7 protein-coding genes are annotated in these 25,480 nt (G+C 45.2%); 3 read left to right on the top strand and 4 right to left on the bottom strand.

Going from position 1 to position 25,480, the window contains the following annotated elements:
* Nucleotides 1–79: 79 nt before the first annotated feature.
* The 4 genes from BCU07_RS07105 to BCU07_RS07090 form a co-directional block, all read right to left on the bottom strand.
* Complete coding sequence (locus BCU07_RS07105) at nt 80–1,318, bottom strand: leucine-rich repeat-containing protein kinase family protein (protein ID WP_102428225.1); 1,239 nt, start codon at nt 1,316–1,318, stop codon at nt 80–82.
* 115 nt (nt 1,319–1,433) lie between these two features.
* On the bottom strand, nt 1,434–3,008 hold the full coding sequence (locus BCU07_RS07100) for an ABC-F family ATP-binding cassette domain-containing protein (protein ID WP_102428224.1): 1,575 nt from the start codon (nt 3,006–3,008) through the stop codon (nt 1,434–1,436).
* 531 nt (nt 3,009–3,539) lie between these two features.
* Nucleotides 3,540–4,118 carry a TetR/AcrR family transcriptional regulator gene (locus BCU07_RS07095; protein ID WP_017066051.1) on the bottom strand — a complete coding sequence of 193 codons (579 nt, stop codon included), beginning with the start codon at nt 4,116–4,118 and terminating at the stop codon, nt 3,540–3,542.
* Nucleotides 4,115–5,551 (bottom strand): coniferyl aldehyde dehydrogenase, encoded by a 1,437-nt coding sequence (locus BCU07_RS07090; RefSeq protein WP_017070227.1) that lies wholly within the window; start codon nt 5,549–5,551, stop codon nt 4,115–4,117. Before BCU07_RS07090 ends, BCU07_RS07095 begins: the two co-directional genes overlap by 4 nt.
* A 561-nt stretch (nt 5,552–6,112) precedes the next feature.
* On the opposite strand from BCU07_RS07090, the gene speA reads away from it, so the two are divergent.
* The 3 genes from speA to BCU07_RS07075 all read left to right on the top strand — a co-directional run bounded on the left by speA (nt 6,113) and on the right by BCU07_RS07075 (nt 25,456).
* Entirely contained in the window at nt 6,113–8,020 is a 1,908-nt protein-coding gene (gene speA, locus BCU07_RS07085; RefSeq protein WP_032500248.1) for an arginine decarboxylase, read from the top strand.
* Nucleotides 8,020–8,946, top strand: coding sequence for an agmatinase (gene speB, locus BCU07_RS07080; RefSeq protein WP_017063610.1), 927 nt, complete (start codon nt 8,020–8,022; stop codon nt 8,944–8,946). The genes speA and speB overlap by 1 nt, the downstream gene beginning before the upstream one ends.
* Before the next feature lie 661 nt (nt 8,947–9,607).
* Nucleotides 9,608–25,456: a retention module-containing protein gene (locus tag BCU07_RS07075; protein ID WP_413286085.1), complete on the top strand. Its 15,849-nt coding sequence runs from the start codon at nt 9,608–9,610 to the stop codon at nt 25,454–25,456.
* The last annotated feature ends 24 nt before the right edge of the window (nt 25,457–25,480 follow it).

Genomic DNA, 25,480 nt, shown 5'->3' with positions numbered 1-25,480 from the left:
CCCAATAATTGGTGTCCAACTATTGGGGGTCAGTTCATGATGTTGGCTTTGTTGTCTTCAATCTGACTGAATACTTCTATTAAGCTTCGAAGTTCGCCAATCGAGTATAAAGCTCGCTGTCTTGATCTTGCTTTGCACAAATCGTCAGTAGGTCTTCAATAAAGTACTTCAATGCACGTGCTTCAATTCGGCGAATACCTTGTTGCTGTTCTTCAGTTAGGTAGCCGTAGATAGTCGCAGCGCCAAAGTCACCAAAGATCATCTGACCTTGTTCGTTCACTAAAGTGTTGTGAGCGTATAGATCACCATGAGAGACTTTATTGGCATGAAGGTGTTCAAACACATCAATCATCTGCTCTGTAATGCTATTGATTTGAGCAATTGAAAGTTCGAAACCTTCTGGGAAAGTATCACGCGTGCAAGTCTCGAGTGTTGGTGGTAGCCCTAGGTTGTAGTAGCTGTTTGGAATGAGTTCCATCACCAAAGCTAGGTAATCTTGTTCCTCTACTTGGGCGATAGATTTTACCAAGTTGTTATGGTGTCCAGCCTGCAAGCACGCTTCCAGTTCATCATGTGGGTAGCCGTCACTGGTGACTTCGCCTTTAAACACTTTAACCGCCACTTCCTGTGGAAAATCGAAGTCGCTGTTTAGCCAGCTTGCATGCGAGATCACGCCAGATGCGCCTTGGCCAAGTACTTGATTCAGTGAATAGCTTTGAGAGCTAACCGCAGGCACGCTATCTAAGCTGCTAGGGTGTTTGCAAAACGGGTTACCCGCAAACGCTAACCAAGTCAGTTTTGGTAGCTTGATAAGGAACTCTGGGAATTCAGTCAACTGGTTTGCAGACAGGCGAACTAGCTCAAGGTTGGATAGGTTTTCCATGCTTTCTGGTAACACGCGAATCTTGTTACCCGCCAATGCCAGTTTCTGTAGTCGCGGTCTTTCACCTAGTGAGCTAGGCAGGGCCTCAATCTCATTGTCGGTCAGGATTAACCAACGTAGTTGAGTCGGCAGAGATTGTTCGCTAACGGTTTTGATTTGGTTGGTTTTGAAGCCAACCATTTCGAGCTTAGGAAGTGACCCTAGAACATCAGGCAGGTGCGTAAACAGGTTATTCGACGCGAAGATAATACGCAGGTTAGTTAGCTTTGATAACTCGGCTGGTAGGTCTGACAGCTGATTACCTGAAAGGTCTAGGATCTCAAGAGAATCTGCAAGCTCTATGATTTCTAGAGGAAACTCGGTGAGACTTTCCGACAGTTTTAAGCGCTTAATACCTTTAAGTTGCCCTGATTTTAATTGTTCTAGAGTATGCAAACCTTAGCCTTATGAATAGATGTTCGAGGCGCGTAGTTTACTTGTCTCAATCAAGAAAGGCGAGTATCCGGAAGAATACTCGCTTAACTAAACTAAGTGAACGAATTTACGAAGGTTAAAGCTGGATATGGTTTTGGCTAACGCCGACCTCCTCAACAAAATCGCTATCATGACTGACCAAGATGAATGCGCCTTGGTATTCACGCAGAGCCGAAGCCAATATTTGCTTCGAGTCGATGTCTAGGTGATTGTCTGGTTCATCTAGCAGCAGTAATGGCGAATCCTGTTTATGGCTGACGATCAACATCGCCAGTTTCATTTTCTCTCCACCGCTTAGGTGAGCTATTTTGCGGTAGACGGAGTCTCGTCTGAATCCAATACCAGCTAACAAGGTTCGTGCGTCACTTTCTGTCATGCTGCCGCTATGTGTCACCAGGCTATCGAACATTGTGTCGTTGGTGTCTAATAGTCCAAAGTGTTGATCCAAGTATACTGTGGACCCTAAGCGTTTAATGGAACCTGTATAGTTCGAGTGTTGCCCATGAATGGCCTTTAACAGCGTCGACTTTCCGCAGCTGTTTGCACCAGTGAGATAACACCGTTCACCTTGCGACATAGAAAAGTTGATACGAGCGTCAGAACCAAAACTCAGATGGCAATCTTCAACGGTTAACAAAGAGCTCTTTTTACTGTTATTACTCTGTTGTAGATACAAGGCCTGTGGTTTTAGTTGTTCCTTTTGTTCTTTAAGAGATTGAAGCTTATGTTGGTTTTGGTCCTTTAAGTTCTTTTGACTAGTGGCTGATGCTCCTTGCGTTCGTCCTGCTTTATCTTTCATCGCATCCAATAATATCTTGGGTTGGCTACCGGACTTTCTGAGTCGATTACCTTGAGACTCACGTTGCTGTGCTTTTTCCTTATTAGCTTGAGCTTGGCGCTCCAGTCGTTTCTTTTCGGATTGGTGATGTGCAATCTGTTTATCTAGTGCATCGGCCTGATTCGACATTTGTTTGAAGTAGTCATCGTAGTTTCCTTTATAGAAACGTAACCCCAAACTGTTGAGATGGTAGGTACCTTCCATTTGTCTCAATAAGCTTCGATCATGGCTGACGACAAGTACCTTACCTTCAAACAACTGGCATTGTTCTAGTAGCCAATTGCGTCCGTCGTTATCCAAATGGTTCGAAGGCTCATCGAGGATCAGTATGTCGTTATTTGATACGAATAGCTGATGAAGCTGTAACAGGGCGAGTTGCCCACCACTCAAAGAGCAACAAAGTGTGTTCAAATCACGAGTGATCTTTAATGTACCTAGCAACTGCTGGGTACGCGCCTCTAAATCCCAATCCTCGCCAACGATATTGAAGGGCTGAAGTTCGCAGCTGCCTTGTTCTATGGCATGTAATGCGTCTAACTTTTCGGTGATCCCCAAGAAGTCAGCAATGCTGGTTGTGCTATCCAATAGCTTTGAAGGCAACTGGGAGTAAAAGCCGATCGAGCCTTGTCTGGAAACACTGCCTGATGTGGGTTGTGTTTGCCCGACCAGTAATGAAAGCAGTAGTGACTTTCCCGCCCCATTTCTTCCGACTAAGCCTGTCAGGCGACTGCTCAAACTAAAGGTGATGTCTTTGAATAACCACTCACCAGTATCGAGCTGGAATGAGAGATTGTTGGCTAATATAGTAGGCATAAAAATACCTCCCTTTACGTGTAAACGAGTAAAAGGGGTGAGGCGCTTTTCTACATAGACTCCAACATAGGAGTCTAAGAATAGATCACCAAGACGTTACTTAGGTAGATGACCAATCAAAGATAGAAAAGCTGCGCTGAGACAATTTCTGTCTTTGAGGTACAGTTCTGCAAGATACATGTTGTCAAAATACGGATCTTTAAGAACTTGATTTGTCGCGAAAATAGATGACGAAGTAACGCCCACTAACCCCGAGTGTCCAAATGATTTTTATAAAAATAAATCGGATGTCAGGATGTTAGTACTTCATTATGGCGTTATTCTCTTTTGAAATGATGGTGGGATGGTACTGAAAGAAAGTACTCTGAGTCAATATGTTGAGGTGATTAAATTGTGTTCAAATAATTAAAGCGCCTTTGTGGCGCTTTAGTGATCATTATTGGAAATCAGTTGAGTCTAGAACTTATATCTTTGGGTTTAGAGCTTAGAGCTTAGAGCTTAGAGCTTAGAGCCTTGGGCTTAAAGCTAAAGCTACTTGGTTTGCCCACCAACGGCGCGCCAACACATATCAAAGCTATCGTTGATGTACTTCGATGTTTGCTCTGGTGGAGACTCGCTTTGTTCAATCAGCCAGTTTGCACAAATCAGAAAGTGGCTATGAATGAAGTGTCTAACAAGGTTAATGTCCAACACCATCAATTCACCATCTTGTTGCCCTTTCAAAATGATCTCGTCTAGCGATGCGAACATCTGTGAAACAATCACTTCTCGAGTTTGAGTCGTTGGGTCGAAATGAACATTGGTGAAGAACTTCATCGCAACCGGATTCTCTAATGCCCACTCAATTCCTGTGATCCACATGAACTTAAAGGTTTGGTAGCGATCTTCTACAGCCACATCAGTGTGCGGTTGAAGGGTCGAGAATAGCTCTAGCTTCAGCTCGCGAAACAGTTCATCAATCAATAGAGATTTATTCTCGAAGTGGTGGAACAACGTCGCTTTTGCCACGCCGGCTGTTTTCGCTATTTGTCCGGTAGATGTGCCCTCTAGCCCTTGTTGAGAGAAGAGCAGGAGTGCAGCATCTAGGATTTTTTGTCTTTTGGTGATCATCTATTGAGTACTTTGAACATCAGTTTCTTGATTGGGTTGTTGTAAGGAGGATGCATTAACTTGGTGAAGTTGATTTTTCCTCTACTTAGAACGGTTTTGGCATGGCTAAGGGTCTTGAAGCCCTCAATGCCGTGATAGTGTCCCATGCCTGAAGGGCCGATGCCACCGAATGGTGCGTCTTCTGCAGCCACATGCACCAAAGAATCATTAATACACACGCCGCCAGAGTGCGTGTCTGATAAAAGCTTGTCTTGGGTTTCTTTATTATGGCTCATTAGGTACAGAGCCAGTGGGCGTTCTCTCTCTGTGATGTAATTGATTGCTTCTTCGATGGAATCATAAGGCACGATAGGCAAAACAGGACCAAACAGCTCTTCTTGCATCGCGAGCATCTCATCGTTCACTTCGGTGAGAAGGTGCGGCGTCATTCTGTGGTTTACATCGTCTTGTGCTTGTTCGGTGACGGTGTGAATAACCGCGCCTTTGGCTTGTGCGTCTTCAATGACACCTTTCAAGCGATTGTATTGGCGCATGTTGATCACTGAGGTTAAGTCTTTGCTCTCAATACCGGCTTTATAAAGCTTCTTGAAATAACGCTTATAGGCTGTGATGAACTCGTCTGATTTTTCTCGCGGCAATAAGATGTAATCAGGCGCTACACATATCTGGCCAGCGTTTAGACTCTTGGCAAACAAGATACGTTCAACAGCGTCAGCTACATCAAAGTCAGGGGCAATGATGGTTGGAGATTTGCCGCCTAATTCCAAGGTAACTGGTGTTAAGTTGTTAGCCGCTGCTCTCATAACGTGTTTACCCACAGCGGTTGAGCCTGTGAAAAGGATATGGTCAAACGGCAGTTGGCTAAATTTAGCGGAAACGTCAGCTTCGCCTTCGATAATCGCAACCTGATCTTCACTAAAGCCTTCGGCCAACATCGCTTTTAAAACTCGGTTGGTCGCTGGAGTAAACTCCGACATCTTGAGCATCGCCGTGTTGCCCGCTGCTAACGCTGTGATCAGAGGGCCTAAAGAGAGCATGACTGGGAAGTTCCAAGGCACGATGATACCAACCACACCTACTGGCTGATAATGCACAGTAATCTTGGCTGGTGTTAGCATCAAGCCGGCTTTTCGACGTGAAGGCTTCAACCACTTCTTCAGGTTTTTATCACTGTAATTGATCTGGTGTAGGGAAGGGGTGATGTCAGCAATTAAGCTGTCGTGCTCTGCTCGATGGCCATAATCTTCTGATACCGCTTCAATTAACTGCTCTTGGTAGCGCATTAATAGTTTTTTCAAGACTGAGAGATCATTTCGTCTCTGATCAAGTGTTGGATTAACGTTGTTACGGTAGTGATCTTGTTGTCGGTTGAATATTTGATCCATGTCGTTGGTGCTCGACGTGTTTGGTTCAAGGTCTAGATTATGGCTCATAGTATCCCCTAAATTCGAAGGCTGACCGATTGGTTGGTCAGTTAAAATTACAAGAAGATTGAACCGAATACAAGATATGCGCGAGAAAAGTTCAAAAATTGAGCGGTTACAACATTGAAGTGAGCGAGTTCTAGTAGGAAGAATGAAGTGTTTATCGGCATCGAATCGCGGGACACAAGCTGTGTTGGTGATAGCGAGAGTTCAGATTGTGAAGTGCTTATATTTGTCACAACTCTGACTTAACCTCACTCAATTTACTAAAAATCTTTTGGTTTCTGCACATTTTTTCTCCCTAATTTAATGTGAGAAATTGCTTTATATTTAATGCGCTTCAGCCTGTTTTTTACCCTAAAACCTTGTAATTCCTTACCTGTCATTTTAAGTCGATCTGTCGATAAAAAAACGTAATCGTCACTACAAATATCAATGGTTGGACTCGCTCTTAATAATATCGGTTAATGCAGCCAACAAATCGTTTTTGAACGCTTTTTGTTGGGTTATACCTCGCTATTCCAAAGAGGTATCTTCTGTCGATGGCCCTATAGTGTGAGGTCTCTAGAATTGGAAAATTCGGTTAATTTGGAACGCATCCGTGCTGAGTATAATGTAAAGCACTGGAGCCAAGGTTTTTATGGAATTGATGATAACGGTGAGGTGTATGTTTCACCGAGCGAGACGGATCATCAAGTCCCATTAAGTAAGATCGTAAAACAGTTAGAGCAAAGAAATATTGGTTTACCTGCTCTTGTGCGTTTTCCTCAAATAGTGCATCAACGTGTGCACAATATCTGTAACGCATTTAACCAAGCGATCGACGAATATCAGTACGACAATCGTTACCTACTTGTTTATCCGATTAAAGTTAACCAACAAAAAGAAGTGGTTGATGAGATCTTAGCGAGCCAAGCTCAATTAGAGCAAAAGCAGCTAGGACTAGAGGCGGGCAGCAAACCTGAACTATTAGCGGTATTGGCGCTGGCTCAAAAAGCGAGCTCTGTGATCGTGTGTAACGGTTACAAAGACAGAGAATACATCCGTCTTGCGCTGATTGGCGAAAAGCTAGGCCACAAAGTCTTTATCGTTCTAGAGAAGTTGTCTGAGCTTGATCTTGTTCTTTCTGAAGCGAAAGCACTTGGCGTAAAACCTCGTTTGGGTTTACGTATTCGTCTTGCTTCTCAAGGTGCAGGTAAATGGCAAGCAAGTGGTGGTGAGAAGTCGAAATTCGGTTTGTCTGCATCACAAGTGCTTACTGTTATCGAACGCTTGAAAGCCGAAGACCAGCTGGATGTACTTGAACTCGTGCACTTCCACCTAGGTTCACAAATGGCAAACATTCGTGACGTGCGAAATGGCGTGAGTGAAGCGGCTCGTTTCTACTGTGAACTGCGTGATATTGGCGCTCAACTGAAGTTCTTAGATGTTGGTGGTGGCTTGGCAGTCGATTACGACGGCACGCGTAGCCAATCTTCAAACTCAATGAATTACGGCTTGCTTGAGTACGCTCGTAACATCGTGATGACAGTAGGGGATATTTGTAAACTCTACAATCAGCCACAACCTGTGATTATTTCGGAGTCTGGTCGCTCACTGACTGCGCACCATGCTGTGTTGATCACCAACGTGATTGGTACTGAAAGCTACTCACCGGAAGATATGGCTGCGCCAGAAGCAGACGCACCACTGTTGCTAAACAACATGTGGAAGAACTTCTTGGAGTTAGATGCAGGTAATGATGACCGCGCGCTGATTGAGATCTACAACGACACGCAAAGTGATATCGCAGAAGCACACAACCAATTTGCGACAGGCATGCTGAACCTTCAGCACCGTGCTTGGGCAGAACAGATGTCTTTGCGTATTAACTATGAACTTAGCTCTCGTATGAGTACTAAGAACCGCTACCACCGTCCAATATTGGATGAGTTGAGTGAGCGTTTGGCTGATAAGTTTTTCGTGAACTTCTCTTTGTTCCAATCGTTGCCAGATGCTTGGGGTATCGATCAGGTGTTCCCTGTATTGCCTCTAAGTGGTTTGGACAATGCGGACGAGCGACGCGCGGTAGTACTGGATATCACATGTGATTCTGACGGTACGATCGATCAGTATGTTGACGGCCAGGGCATTGAAACAACGTTGCCAGTTCCAGCATGGAATCCAGACGAACCTTACCTGATGGGCTTCTTCTTAGTAGGCGCATACCAAGAGATCTTGGGTGATATGCATAACCTATTTGGTGATACGCACAGTGTGGTGGTGAACGTTGATGAGAGCGGAGAAGCGAACATTGACTACATCAACGAAGGCGACACGGTTGAAGACATGATGCGTTATGTTCATATCGATATGGACCTAATTCGTCAGAACTACAAAGAATTGGTAACGGCGAAAGTACCAGCGCAAGAGCAGCAAAGCGTACTTGAAGAGTTAGAGCAAGGCTTGATGGGTTACACCTATCTTGAGGATTTTTAATGAACGATCTATTTACGAAACCAGATTACTCGTTGTACTCCAATGCGATGACGTTTATGCGTCGTCCATTGGTGCAAAACCCAATCGACAACGATGCTGATGTGGTTGTGTTGGGCGCGCCGTTAGATATGGCGACGTCTGGTCGTCCGGGTGCTCGTATGGGACCTGATGCGATTCGTCGTGCGTCAGTAAACTTGGCGTGGGAAGGTAAAAAATTCCCTTGGGACTTCAATGTATTTGAACACACCTCGGTCATTGATGCTGGCGACCTTGTGTTTGATTGCGGTGATGCAGAAGACCTAACTCAACGTTTAGAAGCGGCGGCTGATGCGATTTTAAATAGCGGTAAAACATTGCTTGGATTAGGTGGCGATCACTTCATTACACTGCCTTTGTTAAGAGCATATGGCAAGAAGTACGGTGAGATGGCTCTGATTCACTTCGACGCGCACACTGACACTTACAGTCAGGGTAGTCGTTACGATCACGGTACTATGTTCTACCATGCGCCAAATGAAGGTTTAATTTCGCCTGAACATTCAGTGCAAATTGGTATTCGTACAGAGTACAAGCAGGAAGGGCACGGCTTTAACGTTATTAACGCGATGCAAGCGAACGACATGAGCGTGGACGAGATCATTGCTCAAGTGAAAGGTATTGTTGGTAATAAGCCAGTGTACTTAACGTTTGATATCGATTGTCTGGATCCTGCTTTTGCTCCGGGTACTGGCACACCAGTATGTGGTGGTTTGAACTCAGATAAAGTGCTCAAAATCATCCGTGGCTTACAGGGTATCAACATGGTTGGTATGGACGTTGTAGAAGTGTCTCCTGCTTATGACCAAAGCGAAATTACGGCATTGGCTGGTGCGACGATTGCTCTCGAGCTGCTTTACGTCTGGACTGCAAATCGCCTTGCTAAATAGTTGTGTGTCATTGCTAACAGCATAACGCTATATACTGATTTTAAAGCCCACTAAGGTTCAACTTAGTGGGCTTTTTTTGGATACCTCGAAATATCCATTTGCAACTTCTACTCATTGTCCCTGTATACCCATTCAATACTCTAACTGTTGTATATGTAATTGACGCCATATACGGTGTTTGAACAGTTTCTCATCAGCTTTATGCTGCACCTTGTCTCAAATATGGGATTTAGTTCTTCTTTGGGGTTTAGGTATATATCGACCCTATCAATCGCCCATAAAACCTAATGATTTATCAACTTTATTACTGTATATATTTATAAAAATTTGAGGTGTAATTAAGGTATGCGTTTTATTGCATATTAATCAACACCCTATAAACTTTTGCTTAGTCCATGAACAAACTAAAGTGAATGCCTAGATTTGTGAAAAGAAGTCACTTCGCACAGACATGACATTTCGGATAAGGAAGACTAAGCTTAAAGTTAAGTAAACTATAAAAAAAACAGGCGAAACGGAACTGACTCATCACATACATCAGTCTACGTAATTGATTGTTAATGCAGAGAATAAGTTCTGAATATAATTTAAGCCTGAAACCGTTATTACTATCATTTTCACGATGTTGGGCAATACAGCATTTTGTGACCTCGGGGGATATATGGGTATTGAAGTTTCGCGCCAAGCTGCAGTTGTAGAGGCAGTGAGTGGAGAAGTCATTGCGGTTAAGTCTGATGGAAGCGCACGAAAAATTTCAGTTGGCGATATTATTCGTGAAAACGAGATTGTTATCACTGCAAACCAAGCAGAGCTGTTATTAGGTAACCCAAACGGTGTCACTGAGGTGGCAAGTAATTGTGTTGGCTGTGTTGATCAAGACTTAGTGTGGGCTGATGCCCCAATAGCTGGTGAGGTTAATTTTGACTTACAGCAAGCCGATGCAGGAGATTTTGATGATGATGAATTTGCTGCTATCCAAGAAGCCATTTTAGGTGGTGCCGATCCGACCCAAATCTTAGAAGCAACGGCTGCGGGGGGCGGATTAGGTTCTGCAAACGCTGGCTTTGTGACGATTGACTACAACTACACCGAAACTCATCCGTCGACATTTTTTGAGACCGCAGGTCTAGCAGAACAAACGGTTGATGAAGACCGAGAAGAGTTCAGAACAATAACCCGTTCATCGGGAGGTCAATCAATCAGTGAAGTGCTCACCGAAGGCTCCATTTCTGGCAATACCTACCCCCAATCTATTACAACTACCGAAACGATTATTGCTGGTAGTTTAGCGCTCTCCCCTGATTCTTTTGTTCCAGAAGCACTGTCTCTCGCTTCGCTACTCACAGAGCTAAACAGTGATATTACTTCAAGTGGTCAACCCGTTACGTTTACTTATGATGCGGCGACGAACTCTATCATTGGTGTTCAAGGCACCGATGAAGTATTACGCATCGACATCGATGTTGTTAGTGTTGGAAATAACGCTGAGCTTTCATTGACCACAACGATTTCTCAACCAATTGATCACGTAACGTCTGTTGGTGGCGGTCAGGTTTCCTATACAGGCGATCAAATTAACATCACTTTTGATATTCAAGGTGAAGACACCGCCGGAAACCCATTAGCAACACCAATTAATGCGCAAGTTGCCGTGGTTGATGGGGGCGATCCGTCTGCTGAAAGTGTGAATATCAGTAACGTAGAAACTAGCAGTGCAGCAATTGAAGGAACGTTCTCCAATATTGGTAGTGATAATCTTCAATCAGCTGTATTTGATGCTGGTGCACTGGACCAGTTTGATGGGTTGCTCAGTGATAATCAAAATACGCTTGCCAGACTTTCTGATGATGGAACAACGATTACTCTGTCCATCCAAGGTCGAGGTGAGGTTGTTCTCACTATCTCACTAGATACCGATGGTACTTATAAATTCGAGCAGTTTAATCCAATAGAACAAGTGGGCACCGATTCACTGACGTTCGATTTACCGATCACGATTACCGATTTCGACCAAGATGTTGTAACCAATAACATCAACATTGTTATCACTGATGGCGATAGCCCAGTCATTACTAATGTCGACAGTATTAGTGTCGATGAAGCAGGCATCATTGGTGGCTCACAAGAGGGAACCGCGCCTGTAGCGGGGAGCGGAAGTATCACTGCCGATATTTTCGAAAGCGACATCATCGACCATTATGAACTGGAGCCGACGGAATTTAATACGGGTGGCACCTTGGTTTCAAATGGTGAGGCTGTGCTACTTGAGCTGATTGGTGAGATCGGTGGTGTAAGAACTTATGAAGGTTACGTTGAGGTCAATGGAACGAGAATTACGGTCTTTGATGTTAAAATTGATAGCCCTTCATTGGGCAACTATGAGTTTAATCTTTATGAAGAACTTTCTCATCAAGGCGCTGAAGATGCGCTGCTAACTTTTGCATTGCCAATTTATGCTGTTGATGCAGATGGCGACCGTTCTGCACTGTCTGGAGGTTCGAACACACCAGAAGCTGCTGAGATTCTCGTTAATGTAAAAGATGATGTACCAGTGATGACAGCACCTACAGGGGAAACAGTTGTCGATGAGGATGACCTCACTGGTATTGGTTCCGATCAATCTGAAGACACCATTATTAATGGATTATTCACGGTTGATGAAGGCGCCGATGGTGTTGCGAAGTATGAACTGGTTGATGAAGATTTGGTTCTGACTGGCTTAACCTCCGATGGAGAAAGTCTAGAGTGGCAAGCTGTTTCACAAAACGGCACAACATTTACTTATGTTGCTCAAACTGCAACGAGTAATGAAGCGGTGTTCGAGATTATTTTCGATACCTCGGATAACAGCTATCAATTCGAACTGTTTAAACCAATTAAACATCCTGATGGCTCGGGTGAAAACACGATTGACCTTAACTTCTCTGTTGTGGCTGAAGATTCCGACCAAGATAAATCGAATGCGGTCGATCTGCAGATCACGGTGACGGATGATGTGCCAACCATCACTGATATGACTGCTGCGAGTACGTTTGTCGTTGATGAAGATGATTTAAGCTCTGTTATCGCTCAGGCGACAGGTGCATTTGTTACGACTGAAGGTGCAGACAAAGTTGAGGTTTACGAACTGCGTAATGTCTCAGCGCTTGAAGCGACATTGACCTCTGGAACTGAAGCGATTTCTATTACAGAAATTACAGGGGCGGCTAACACAACGACCTATCAAGGTACGACGACAAGCGGGACTCCTGTCTTCACGCTCGCGCTAGCGAATGATGGCTCTTATACCTTTACGTTGTTAGGTCCTCTAAATCATCCTACAAGTCCGAATTCCAATACCTTAACGATTCCATTCGATGTCGTTGCGGTTGATGGCGATGGCGACGATTCTAACCAATATGTATTGCCAATCGAGGTGCTCGATGATGCACCAATAATGAGTGCGCCAACGGGTGAAACAGTTGTCGATGAAGACGATCTTACTGGTGTTGGTTCAGATCAATCCGAAGATAGCATTATTAATGGGTTATTCACGGTTGATGAAGGCGCCGATGGTGTTGTGAAGTATGAACTGGTTGATGAAGATTTGGTTCTGACGGGCTTAACCTCTGATGGAGAAAGTTTAGAGTGGCAAGCTGTTTCACAAAACGGCACAACATTTACTTACGTTGCTCAAACAACAGCGAGTAATGAAGCAGTGTTCGAAATTATTTTCGATACCTCAGATAACAGCTATCAATTCGAATTGTTTAAACCACTTAAGCACCTTGATGGCGCGGGTGAAAACGCGATTAACCTTAACTTCTCTGTTGTTGCAGAAGATTTCGACCAAGATAAATCGAATGCGATCGATCTGAAAATCACGGTGACGGATGATGTGCCAACCATCACTGATACGACGGTTGCGAGTACGTTTGTCGTTGATGAAGGCGATTTAGGCTCTGTTATCGCTCAGGCGGCAGGCTCGTTTGTTACCACGGAAGGTGCAGACCAAGTAGAGGCTTACGAACTACGTAATATCTCGACTCTGGAATCGACGCTATCGTCGGGCAATGAAGGTATTAAGATCACTGAGATCACAGGTGCGGCTAACACGACCACCTACCAAGGCGCAACGGACCCAGGCGGAACGCCAATTTTTACATTAGTGCTGACTGATGACGGTGCTTATACGTTTACTTTACTTGGCCCTCTCAATCACGCTACGACACCAAATAACCTCGATACATTAACAATACCGTTTGATGTTGTGGCCGTTGATGGTGATGGCGATGATTCTAACCAATATGTATTGCCAATTGAGGTGCTCGATGATGCGCCAACGATCACTGATACGACGGTTGGGAGTACATTTGTCGTTGATGAAGATGATCTTGGGTCTTTGGTGTCTCAAGCAACAGGTGCATTTGTTACCACAGAAGGAGCAGACCAAGTAGAGGTTTACGAACTGCGTAATATCTCAGCGCTTGAAGCGACATTGACCTCTGGAACTGAAGCGATTTCTATTACAGAAATCACAGGGGCGACTAACACAACGACCTATCAAGGTACGACGACAAGCGGGACTCCTGTCTTCACGCTCGCGCTAGCGAATGATGGCTCCTATACCTTTACGTTGTTAGGTCCTCTAAATCATCCTACAAGTCCGAATTCCAATACCTTAACGATTCCATTCGATGTCGTTGCGGTTGATGGCGATGGCGATGATTCTAACCAATATGTATTGCCAATCGAGGTGCTCGATGATGCGCCAGTAATGACGGCGCCGACTGGTGACATGGTTGTCGATGAAGACGATCTTACTGGCATTGGTTCAGATCAATCTGAAGACACCATTATTAATGGGTTATTCACGGTTGATGAAGGTGCCGATGGTGTTGTGCAGTATGAACTGGTTGATGAAGATTTGGTTCTGACTGGCTTAACCTCTGATGGAGAAAGTTTAGAGTGGCAACCTGTTTCACAAAGCGGCACAACATTTACTTACGTTGCTCAAACAGCAACGAGTAATGAAGCAGTGTTCGAAATTATTTTCGATACCTCAGATAACAGCTATCAATTCGAATTGTTAAAACCACTTAAGCACCTTGATGGCGCGGGTGAAAACGCGATTAACCTTAACTTCTCTGTTGTAGCTGAAGACTTCGACCAAGATAAATCGAATGCGATCGATTTGAAGATCACGGTGACGGATGATGTGCCAACCATCATTGATACGACTATTGCTAGTACGCTTGTCGTTGATGAAGACGATTTAGGTTCTGTTGTCGCTCAGGCGACAGGCTCGTTTGTTACCACTGAAGGTGCAGACCAAGTAGAGGTTTACGAACTGCGTAATATCTCAGCTCTTGAAGCGACATTGACCTCTGGAACTGAAGCGATTTCTATTACAGAAATCACAGGGGCGACTAACACAACGACCTATCAAGGTACGACGACAAGCGGGACTCCTGTCTTCACGCTCGCGCTAGCGAATGATGGCTCTTATACCTTTACGTTGTTAGGTCCTCTAAATCATCCTACAAGTCCGAATTCCAATACCTTAACGATTCCATTCGATGTCGTTGCCGTCGATGGTGATGGCGATGATTCTAACCAATATGTATTGCCAATCGAGGTGCTCGATGATGCGCCAGTAATGACGGCGCCGACTGGTGACATGGTTGTCGATGAAGACGATCTTACTGGTATTGGTTCAGATCAATCTGAAGATAGCATTATTAATGGGTTATTCACGGTTGATGAAGGCGCCGATGGTGTTGTGAAGTATGAACTGGTTGATGAAGATTTGGTTCTTACTGGCTTAACCTCTGATGGAGAAAGTTTAGAGTGGCAAGCTGTGTCGCAAAGCGGCACAACATTTACTTACGTTGCTCAAACAGCAACGAGTAGTGAAGCGGTGTTCGAGATTATTTTCGATACCTCAGATAACAGCTATCAATTCGAATTGTTTAAACCACTTAAGCACCCTGATGGCTCTGATGAAAACACGATTGACCTTAACTTCTCTGTTGTGGCAGAAGATTTCGACCAAGATAAATCGAATGCGATCGATCTGAAAATCACGGTGACGGATGATGTGCCAACCATCACTGATACGACGGTTGCGAGTACGTTTGTCGTTGATGAAGGCGATTTAGGCTCTGTTATCGCTCAGGCGGCAGGCTCGTTTGTTACCACGGAAGGTGCAGACCAAGTAGAGGCTTACGAACTACGTAATATCTCGACTCTGGAATCGACGCTATCGTCGGGCAATGAAGGTATTAAGATCACTGAGATCACAGGTGCGGCTAACACGACCACCTACCAAGGCGCAACGGACCCAGGCGGAACGCCAATTTTTACATTAGTGCTGACTGATGACGGTGCTTATACGTTTACTTTACTTGGCCCTCTCAATCACGCTACGACACCAAATAACCTCGATACATTAACAATACCGTTTGATGTTGTGGCCGTTGATGGTGACGGCGATGATTCTAACCAATATGTATTGCCAATTGAGGTGCTCGATGATGCGCCAACCATCACTGATACGACGGTTGCGAGTACGTTTGTCGTTGATGAAGACGATTTAGGCTCTGTTGTCGCTCAGGCGACAGGTGCATTTGTTACGACTGAAGGTGCCGACCAAGTTGAGGTTTACGAACTGCGTAATATCTCAGCTCTTGAAGCGACATTGACCTCTGGAACTGAAGCGATTTCTATTACAGAAATCACAGGGGCGACTAACACAACGACCTATCAAGGTACGACGACAAGCGGGACTCCTGTCTTCACGCTCGCGCTAGCGAATGATGGCTCTTATACCTTTACATTGTTAGGTCCTCTAAATCATCCTACAAGTCCGAATTCCAATACCTTAACGATTCCATTCGATGTCGTTGCCGTCGATGGTGATGGCGATGATTCTAACCAATATGTATTGCCAATCGAGGTGCTCGATGATGCGCCAGTAATGACGGCGCCGACTGGTGACATGGTTGTCGATGAAGACGATCTTACTGGTATTGGTTCAGATCAATCTGAAGATAGCATTATTAATGGGTTATTCACGGTTGATGAAGGCGCCGATGGTGTTGTGAAGTATGAACTGGTTGATGAAGATTTGGTTCTGACTGGCTTAACCTCAGATGGAGAAAGTCTAGAGTGGCAAGCTGTGTCGCAAAGCGGCACAACATTTACTTACGTTGCTCAAACAGCAGCGAGTAATGAAGCGGTGTTCGAAATTATTTTCGATACCTCGGATAACAGCTATCAATTCGAATTGTTTAAACCACTTAAGCACCTTGATGGCGCGGGTGAAAACGCGATTAACCTTAACTTCTCTGTTGTAGCTGAAGATTTCGACCAAGATAAATCGAATGCGATCGATCTGAAAATTACGGTGACGGATGATGTGCCAACCATCACTGACATGACTGTTGCGAGTACGTTTGTCGTTGATGAAGGCGATTTAGGCTCTGTTATCGCTCAGGCGGCAGGCTCGTTTGTTACCACGGAAGGTGCAGACCAAGTAGAGGCTTACGAACTACGTAATATCTCGACTCTGGAATCGACGCTATCGTCGGGCAATGAAGGTATTAAGATCACTGAGATCACAGGTGCGGCTAACACGACCACCTACCAAGGCGCAACGGACCCAGGCGGAACGCCAATTTTTACATTAGTGCTGACTGATGACGGTGCTTATACGTTTACTTTACTTGGCCCTCTCAATCACGCTACGACACCAAATAACCTCGATACATTAACAATACCGTTTGATGTTGTGGCCGTTGATGGTGACGGCGATGATTCTAACCAATATGTATTGCCAATTGAGGTGCTCGATGATGCGCCAACCATCACTGATACGACGGTTGCGAGTACGTTTGTCGTTGATGAAGACGATTTAGGCTCTGTTGTCGCTCAGGCGACAGGTGCATTTGTTACGACTGAAGGTGCCGACCAAGTTGAGGTTTACGAACTGCGTAATATCTCAGCTCTTGAAGCGACATTGACCTCTGGAACTGAAGCGATTTCTATTACAGAAATCACAGGTGCTGCTAACACAACGACCTATCAAGGTACGACGACAAGTGGAACGCCAATCTTCACGTTGGCATTAGGTGATGATGGCTCCTATACCTTTACATTGTTAGGTCCTCTGAACCATCCAACAAGCCCGAACTCCAATACCTTAACGATTCCATTCGATGTCGTTGCCGTTGATGGTGATGGCGATGATTCTAATCAGTATGTATTGCCAATCGAGGTGCTCGATGATGTGCCTGTTATGACGGCGCCGACCGGTGAAACCGTTGTCGATGAAGACGATCTTACTGGCATTGGTTCAGATCAATCTGAAGACACAATTATCAACGGACTGTTCACGGTCGATGAAGGCGCCGATGGTGTTGTGAAGTATGAGTTGGTCGATGAAGATTTGGTTCTGACTGGCTTAACCTCTGATGGAGAAAGTTTAGAGTGGCAAGCTGTTTCACAAAGCGGCACAACATTTACTTACGTTGCTCAAACAGCAACGAGTAATGAAGCAGTGTTCGAAATTATTTTCGATACCTCAGATAACAGCTATCAATTCGAATTGTTTAAACCACTTAAGCACCTTGATGGTGCCGATGAAAACAACATAGAACTTGATTTTTCAATCATTGCTGAAGATTTTGACCAAGACCAATCAAACGCAATCGATCTAAAAATCACAGTAACCGATGATGTTCCGTTAGTGACAACTCAGTCTATCACTCGTATTGAAGGTCAGAATTACAATGGTTCTAAAGTCGATATGTTTGCCAATGCAACGGATGTGGGGGCTGATGGCGCGGTACTGAGTCGAATTGAGGGCATCTCAAATAATGGTGTAGATATTGTTTTCCAACGAGGTAACAATACTGGCTTTAGCGATGGCTTGAATGTTCAAAGTGGACGTCGAACTATCCGTGTTTATGAGCAAACCGATGATGGAAATGGTGGTACTCAGGAAAGGCAGCTTGGTACTTTGCGTATCAACTCGAATGGTGAAGTGGAGTTTAGAGCGACCAATTATCTCGATCATGATGGGGACACCATCGACTTCTCGATCAATGTGATTGCGACAGACAGTGATTTAGATACGTCATCTACGCCTTTGAACATCACTATTACGGATGAAGAGTCTTCAGTAATCTCGCTCAAGATGACTACGTTTGAGGATGCGGGTAGAGACTCTACAATCCCTTACGCAACCGGCGATGCCCCAAACCTAGAGAATACCCAAGATAATCAAAGTGGGTTGCCTGATGCCCCTGCACAAGTTGCGTTACAGGTTAACCTGAAGGACCAAGATAACAACGAGTCCATCGGCCAACTGACGATCCAGAGTGGCAATCACAGAGGGACATTCTATTACTTTGAGGGCGTGGAATATCACAAACTAGTGGCAGAACCAAACGGTGATATCTTGTTTGGTCCACCTCAAATGCAGCAGAGCTTTGCTCCAAGTACGAACCAACCATTAGACACCATCGCGACAATCGACAACTTATTCTTTGTCCCAGACCAGAATTTTGGTTCTGGTGAAAATGGGGTTCGAATCAACTACGAACTCGAGATTGATAATAATGGTTCGCTAGACCACACAGTAAACTCAAACTTTAGAATTGAAATTGAAGCGGTTGCCGACATTGCGACTTGGGATGATGCGAATAGCACTTATCAATATCAAGTGAATGAAGATGAGGACAATGTGACGCTGCAGCTGAACGCAGAGTCGCAAGATAACAGTAATACTGAGACGATTACCTATGAACTTGAAGCAGTTGAAGGCGACGGGAAGTTTGAGTTACTTGATCAAAATGGCAATGTGTTAACGCCCGTTAATGGTGTTTATATCATCGCATCTGCTGATATCAATAGCACCGTAGTTAACCCAATCGACAACTTCTCTGGACAAATTGAGTTCAAAGCAACGGCAATTACCGAGGAAACACGTAACCCATACGATGATTCAGCCAATGGTGGCGTAGACAAAACGACCGCTCGCTCTGTAGAACAAAACATTATCATTGATGTGACTGCTGACGCCGACCCTGGAAAACTCAGTGTGAGCCGCATTAGGATCAACGAAGACAACATTGATGATCCTGATTATCTAGGTCCTCTTGATAATAAGGACGCATTCACGTTAGACGAAGTTATCACCATGACGGGATCCGTTGATACTGATGGATCTGAAGAGCTATTTGTTCGTATCAGTAATATTACCGAAGGGGCGGTGCTTTATTTCCTTGGAACTACGACCCCAGTTCCTACAATCACCATTAACGGTATTGATTATCAGGAAGTGGCGTATTCCGATCTCGCCAACGTAGAGATTGTTCCGACTAAACACAGCAATGTCGATTTTACTTTTGATGTAACCGGTGTGGTTAAAGACACTGCGAACCTCTCTACTGGTGCACAAGTTGATGAAGAAATCCTAGGAACTAAAACGGTTAACGTTGAGGTTAAAGGGGTTGCAGATATTCCTTATGGCGGTACAAACGGTTCGGCTTGGACAGCAATCACCGATGGCACAATACCTGGTGTTCAAACCACGATCCAAGAGAGCCAGAATGGAGACAGCTACGCCGAGCTTGATTTCACCGTGTTGTCGGGAGAGAGAAGACCTGATCCTGCAGCAGTAGATCAAACCCCATTACCTGACGACGGTTCAGAATCCATAACCGTTATCCTCTCGGGTATTCCTGATGGCGTTATTCTGGAAGACGGTGACGGTACCATTATTGACCTTAACTTTGTCGGTTACGAAACCGGTCCGGGTGGTAGCCCCGATCTTTCTAAACCTATCTACGAAGCGAACATCACTGACGCAGGTAAAACCTCAGGAATCCGCATCAGACCTGTCGATTCTTCAACAGAGAACATTCACATTCAGGGTAAAGTGATCGTGACTGAGAATGACGGTCATACGCTTACGTTTGACCAAGAAGTGCGAGTGTTGGTCGAACCTAGAATCGATACCTCAGCGACGTACAGCACAGTCACTAATGGCGATGAAGATACGGCGATCAGTATTGATTGGCACCCAGAGGGTACTGATTATATTGATGATGATGAGCATTTCACTTCTATTGTGATCAGTGCCATTCCGACAGATGTTGAAAGTGTTGTGGTTAATGGCGATGTAACTTGGGTTTACGATGCTTCAGCAGGCACTTTAACCATTACGCCGAAGAGTGGACAGACGGCAGAAGAGTTTACTCAAATTGCACTGAACAATAATTTTATTCAGATCACACCTGAACAAGACTCGAGCACCGACTTTACGCTTAATACGGTTGTCATGATCGAAGAGCGAGATCATGAGTATGTTGATGCGACTGATCCTGGTCAGGGCATCGCTACCGCGACAATCACGGGCTCGATTGATGTTATCGTACGTCCAGTCGTTGAGCCGAAAGACGCTAGCAACAAGCTTATCGTCGATGATGTGCTGGGTACTGGAGCACTAGCAACCGTAGTTGCTGATGCAAACACTGGCGTGCTTAAGTTCACAACCAACAGCGATAATACATCGGTTACGGATGAGTTCGTCATTCGATATCAAGAAACAGATGCTTCGTCCGCTATCGAAGAAGTTGACCAGTTAGTTATTGAATTAACAAACGTGGACGGTTCGGAGCTATCAGATGCTGTACTCAATCAACTGCTCGTTATTGGCGCTGCTTATGAAGGCAATGGGCGCTGGGTTGTAACGAATGAAGACATATTTAGCATCAGTGCATCAAACGGCCTTGTTCTTCCTTCAGGAAACAGCGGGGCAGGAGGGTTCAATGACATCAAGATGGATATCTTTAGCACGGTAATAGACCGAGGTGATGGTGCTGAGGTTGAGTCATCTACGGCCGCTCGTAGGGACGGAGAAGTCACTCTGTCATTCCCTCAAGTGGTGGCTGGGAGTACTAAGGTTGCAGCCGATATTGATATAACACCAGACAGTGTTGTTGATGCGATTGAGGACACCCAGTTAGATCTAGGTACGGCATTGAATGGTTTAATTACTTTCTCGGGCGAAGATGACTCAACTGATCAAGTGACCATCATTATTGATGACAGTGTGACCATTAATCCAGGAGCGGTGAACGAAGTCACCTTCCCAATTAGTTTATCGGGAAGCAGCGACCTAGACTTTGTTAATGGCAAATATGTATTCCAGACTACCGTCGATCAAGGGGTCTCGACCGACCTCTCTGGACTACTGCTTAACTTACCAGCCGACTACTCCGGCGACTTTAGGTTGCCGTTGACGATAGTAACTAAAGACGTATTGTCGGGGGATGAGAAAACTCTAGTGACAGAAGTAGTCATTAAAGTTGCTCCTGATGTTGAAGGTAACCCAGATATTGACGTTACTGTCGTTGGTTCGCTTGACGATTCGTTTAACCCTGTCGATACCGACGGTCAAGCAGGGCAAGATCCAGTCGGCTACGAAGATACCTATATCCAACTTGATTTCAGCTCGACCATTGATGACCAAGTAAGCGGAGTTGAAGGTGGTGACGAAAAATTCACCTCTATCACACTGACGTTAAATGACACGAGTGTTGGGGCTTTCTATACCAGCGCAGGGGTATCGCTTGGCACATCGGTGACCTTTAATGAAGCTGAGATTAATGCAGGCGCGTTGGATAATGTCCTATTCCGACCGGCGTTAAATTACCCAACAGATAATGACGTAAATCAGGTGCAAGTGAATGTCAGCGGGACGATTACCGATACTGCTACATACAATGATGCAGCTTCGCCAACTGGCAGCGCGACTGATACCGATACTTTCTCTACCAATGTCAGTTTTGAAGTCGTTCCTGTGGTGGATGACGTGTCTGTCACTGGCCCGGGTAGCGATCCTGATGTTATCGAGATTACGGGTACTGAGGACCAGCTGATTTCTTTGTCGGGCACAGGGCCTGTATCGATTGCACTGACTGACCTTGATGGCTCAGAACAGTTTGTGTCGATTAAGTTTACAGATGTACCTGATGGCTTCCAGATGCGTGCAGATGCTGGTTCGGCATACACGGTGAAGAATAATGGTGGTGGTGAGTGGAGTGTTCAACTACCTCAAGCATCAGGGTTATCGTTCGACTTGAGTGAGATTTCGATTTTACCGCCTAAGGACTTCAGTGGTACGGCTGAATTTGGTGTTGCCGTATTTACTCAAGAATCTTTGTTGGGTGTGCCTACTGCAGCATCAAATCTGCCAAGCTTTAAGCTGCATGTGGTACCTGTGGGTGATGATGTTGATACTAATCCAACAGATTCTGTGACAGGTAACGAAGGTCAAAACATTGATATCGAAATCAATGCGACGATTTTGGATAAAGAGCTATCTGCAACGGGCAACGGCACTTATACCGAGAATGCACCAGAGACACTTCGAGTAGAAGTTGCGGGCGTTCCTCAAGATGCCTCTATCTATTATCCAGACGGCACAACCTTGGCTAGTTATGATCCAGTTACGCAGCTTTGGACACTTGATGTTCCTGCACAGTCGCTCGATAAGATCGTATTCAATTCAGGTGAACACAATAGCGATACGGGTAATGTATTAGGCATTAATGGCCCGCTGCAGATTACCGTTCGCTCTGTGGATACTGACGCTGATAACACCGAATATTTGGGGACGCCAACCAGCTTCGATGTTGATCTGGTGATTGATCCTATTAACGATCAACCGATCTTTGTGAACGTAACGAATATTGAAACATCGGAAGACATTAGTGTTGCTATCGACAACTTTAGTATCTACGACGTTGATGCTAACTTTGATAATCCAGACGCTCCGTATGTTCTTACGTTGCAAGTCGATCAAACACTTCCGGGAGCGCAAGGTGTGTTTGAGTTTACGAGCTCACCTGACGTGACGTTTGTATTGCAACCTGGTGGCTCATTGGTGATTACCGGTAAAGAAGCCGACATCAATACCGCATTGACTAATGGAGCCGTGACTTTCAAACCAGACCCAGACCAGAACTATCTCAACCAGAGTGGTTTAGTCACGATTAATGCAACACTCGATGACGGCGGTAATAATGGCTTGATTGATGCGGGTGATCCGAATACAGCACAGACCAACCAAACTACTTTCACCATTAAAGTAACGGAAGTGAATGACGCTCCTGTGGCAACTGATGTTGATTTAGGTTCGATTGCTGAAGATGGTCAAATAGTGATTGTGGAAGGAGACTTGATTTCAGTAAGTTCTGACATTGAAAACCATAACCTGACGGTTACGGGTGTAACCCTGACTCAAGGACAAGGCCAATTAACGCGCTTTGAAAACGCAGGTGGCGCCGATAACGCGGCGATTACCGGACCATTCTGGCTGTTCGTTGCAGATAATGATTTCAACGGTGATGTGAAATTCAACTATTCCATTATCGATGATGGCACAACCAATGGTGTGGATGATTTCTTGACCGATAGCGCTGAAATTAGCCTCATCGTAACGGAAGTGAATGATGCACCTGTCGCGACAGACGTTGATTTAGGTTCGATTGCAGAAGATGGTCAAATCGTCATTGTTGAAGGGGATTTAATTGCAGCAAGCTCTGACCCAGAAAACCACAACTTAACAGTAACTGGTGTAACTCTGACTCAGGGACAAGGCCAACTAACCCGCTTTGAAAATGCAGGTGGCGCCGATGACGCGGCGATTACCGGACCATTCTGGCTATTTGTAGCGGACAACGACTTTAACGGTGACGTTAAATTCAATTACTCAATTACTGATGACGGTACAACTAATGGCGCGGATGACTTCCTAACCGACAGTGCTGAAATTAGTCTTGAAGTAACGGAAGTGAATGACGCTCCTGTAGCAACGGACATCGACTTAGGCAACATCCTTGAAGAAGGTCAGTTGATCATCAAAGAGGGCGATTTAATTGCTGCGACGAGCGATCCGGAAAACGACACGATTACCGTGACTAATCTGGCGCTCGATGAAGGCCAAGGTCAACTACAACGCTTCGAGAACGTAGGTGGTGCTGATGATGCTACGATCACTGGCCCATACTGGGTATTTACGGCAGCTGATGAATACAACGGCAACGTTAAGTTTACCTATACCGTAGAGGATGATGGTACAACCAACGGCGCTAATGACTTCCTAACGGATACAGCGGAGATCACCGCGATTGTCGATGGAGTGAACGATACACCGGTCGTTAATGGTGACAGTGTCACTACGGTTATTGACGAGGATGCTGGTCAACTGTTGAGTGGTATCAATGTCAGTGACCCTGATTATGTAGATACATTTTCTGATGATCTGATGACCGTCACGCTGACGGTGGATTACGGTACATTGAATGTATCACTTCCAGCAGTGACGACGGTTGTTGTTAACGGCAACAACACGGGTTCAGTCATCTTAGTGGGGACATTGAGTGACCTGAATGCGTTGATTGATACGCCAACCAGTCCAAATGGTGTTTTCCTTGATGCGAGCCTGTCTCCAACCAATAGCATTGGATTAGAAGTTGTTGCCAAAGACAGCGGCAACCCTTCAGGTATTGCGATAGAGACAGCACCTGTGGTTTACAACATCGCGGTGACGCCAGTGGCGAATGCACCAACCCTGTCTATCGATAGTGCGACTAACTACGTGAGAAACATTACTGCGAGTCAGTCTGTGAGTGCGAGTGGCATTCCTTTAGTTGGGATTATCGCAGCCTTAACGGACATTACAGAAGAGCTAACGCTGCATATCAGTGATGTACCTGCTGGCGCTCAAATCACCAGTGCTGCGGGTTCTGTGACGGATCTTGGCGGTGGTGTTTGGGTAGCAACGGCAGATGCAATTGAAAGCTTGCAAGCGGTTGGGCTTTCTCAAACTCCAGGTAACTACACACTGAAAGTCGAGGCGGTTTCTGAAGAGACTGACAACAACGATACAGCAACCTCTGCATCGATTGACCTTAACTTGAACATTGTGTCTAACGCAGTTGATATTAACTTGGCTTCGGAAACCGATGATGTTCAGTTACTGGCTGGTGCTAATGCGACTGACTTAACGGGTGGTTCAGGGAATGATCGACTTGAAGGTGGCGCAGGTGACGATACGCTTGTTGGCGGTGACGGTAACGACACCCTGATTGGCGGCGGAGGCTCAGACATTCTGACTGGTGGTGATGGTATGGACTCGTTCGTATGGCTTAACATCGAAGATGGTGTTGAAGATACGATTACCGACTTTGATTTATCGGAAGGGGACAGCATTGACTTGAGAGAAGTGTTGCCGGAGCTTAAAAATACATCTCCAGACATGACCGCGTTGCTACAACAAATAGACGCGAAAGTGGACGGGGATGATATTGAGCTTACGATCAACCCGGATGGCTTAGGTACTACGGAACAGGTGATTGTGGTTGAAGACCTTGCGCCACAGCTAACCTTAAGTAGCACCATGCCTTCGGACATTCTGGATGCATTGGTACAGCAGAATGTGATAACTCACGGTTAAAGCGAACCATTAAACCATAACGAA

This window comes from Vibrio sp. 10N.261.54.E10 (genome assembly GCF_002877735.2).
In the GTDB taxonomy this organism is placed as follows: Bacteria; Pseudomonadota; Gammaproteobacteria; order Enterobacterales; family Vibrionaceae; genus Vibrio; species Vibrio crassostreae_C.
The sequence above is the reverse complement of the archived record's forward strand: the minus strand, read 5'-3'. Positions and strand labels throughout refer to the sequence as shown.

Coding starts and splice junctions, on each gene's coding strand:
- BCU07_RS07075 (WP_413286085.1), top strand. CDS start 9,608: ATGGGTATTGAAGTTTCGCGCCAAGCTGCAGTTGTAGAGGCAGTGAGT.
- BCU07_RS07095 (WP_017066051.1), bottom strand. CDS start 4,118: ATGATCACCAAAAGACAAAAAATCCTAGATGCTGCACTCCTGCTCTTC.
- speB (WP_017063610.1), top strand. CDS start 8,020: ATGAACGATCTATTTACGAAACCAGATTACTCGTTGTACTCCAATGCG.
- BCU07_RS07090 (WP_017070227.1), bottom strand. CDS start 5,551: ATGAGCCATAATCTAGACCTTGAACCAAACACGTCGAGCACCAACGAC.
- BCU07_RS07100 (WP_102428224.1), bottom strand. CDS start 3,008: ATGCCTACTATATTAGCCAACAATCTCTCATTCCAGCTCGATACTGGT.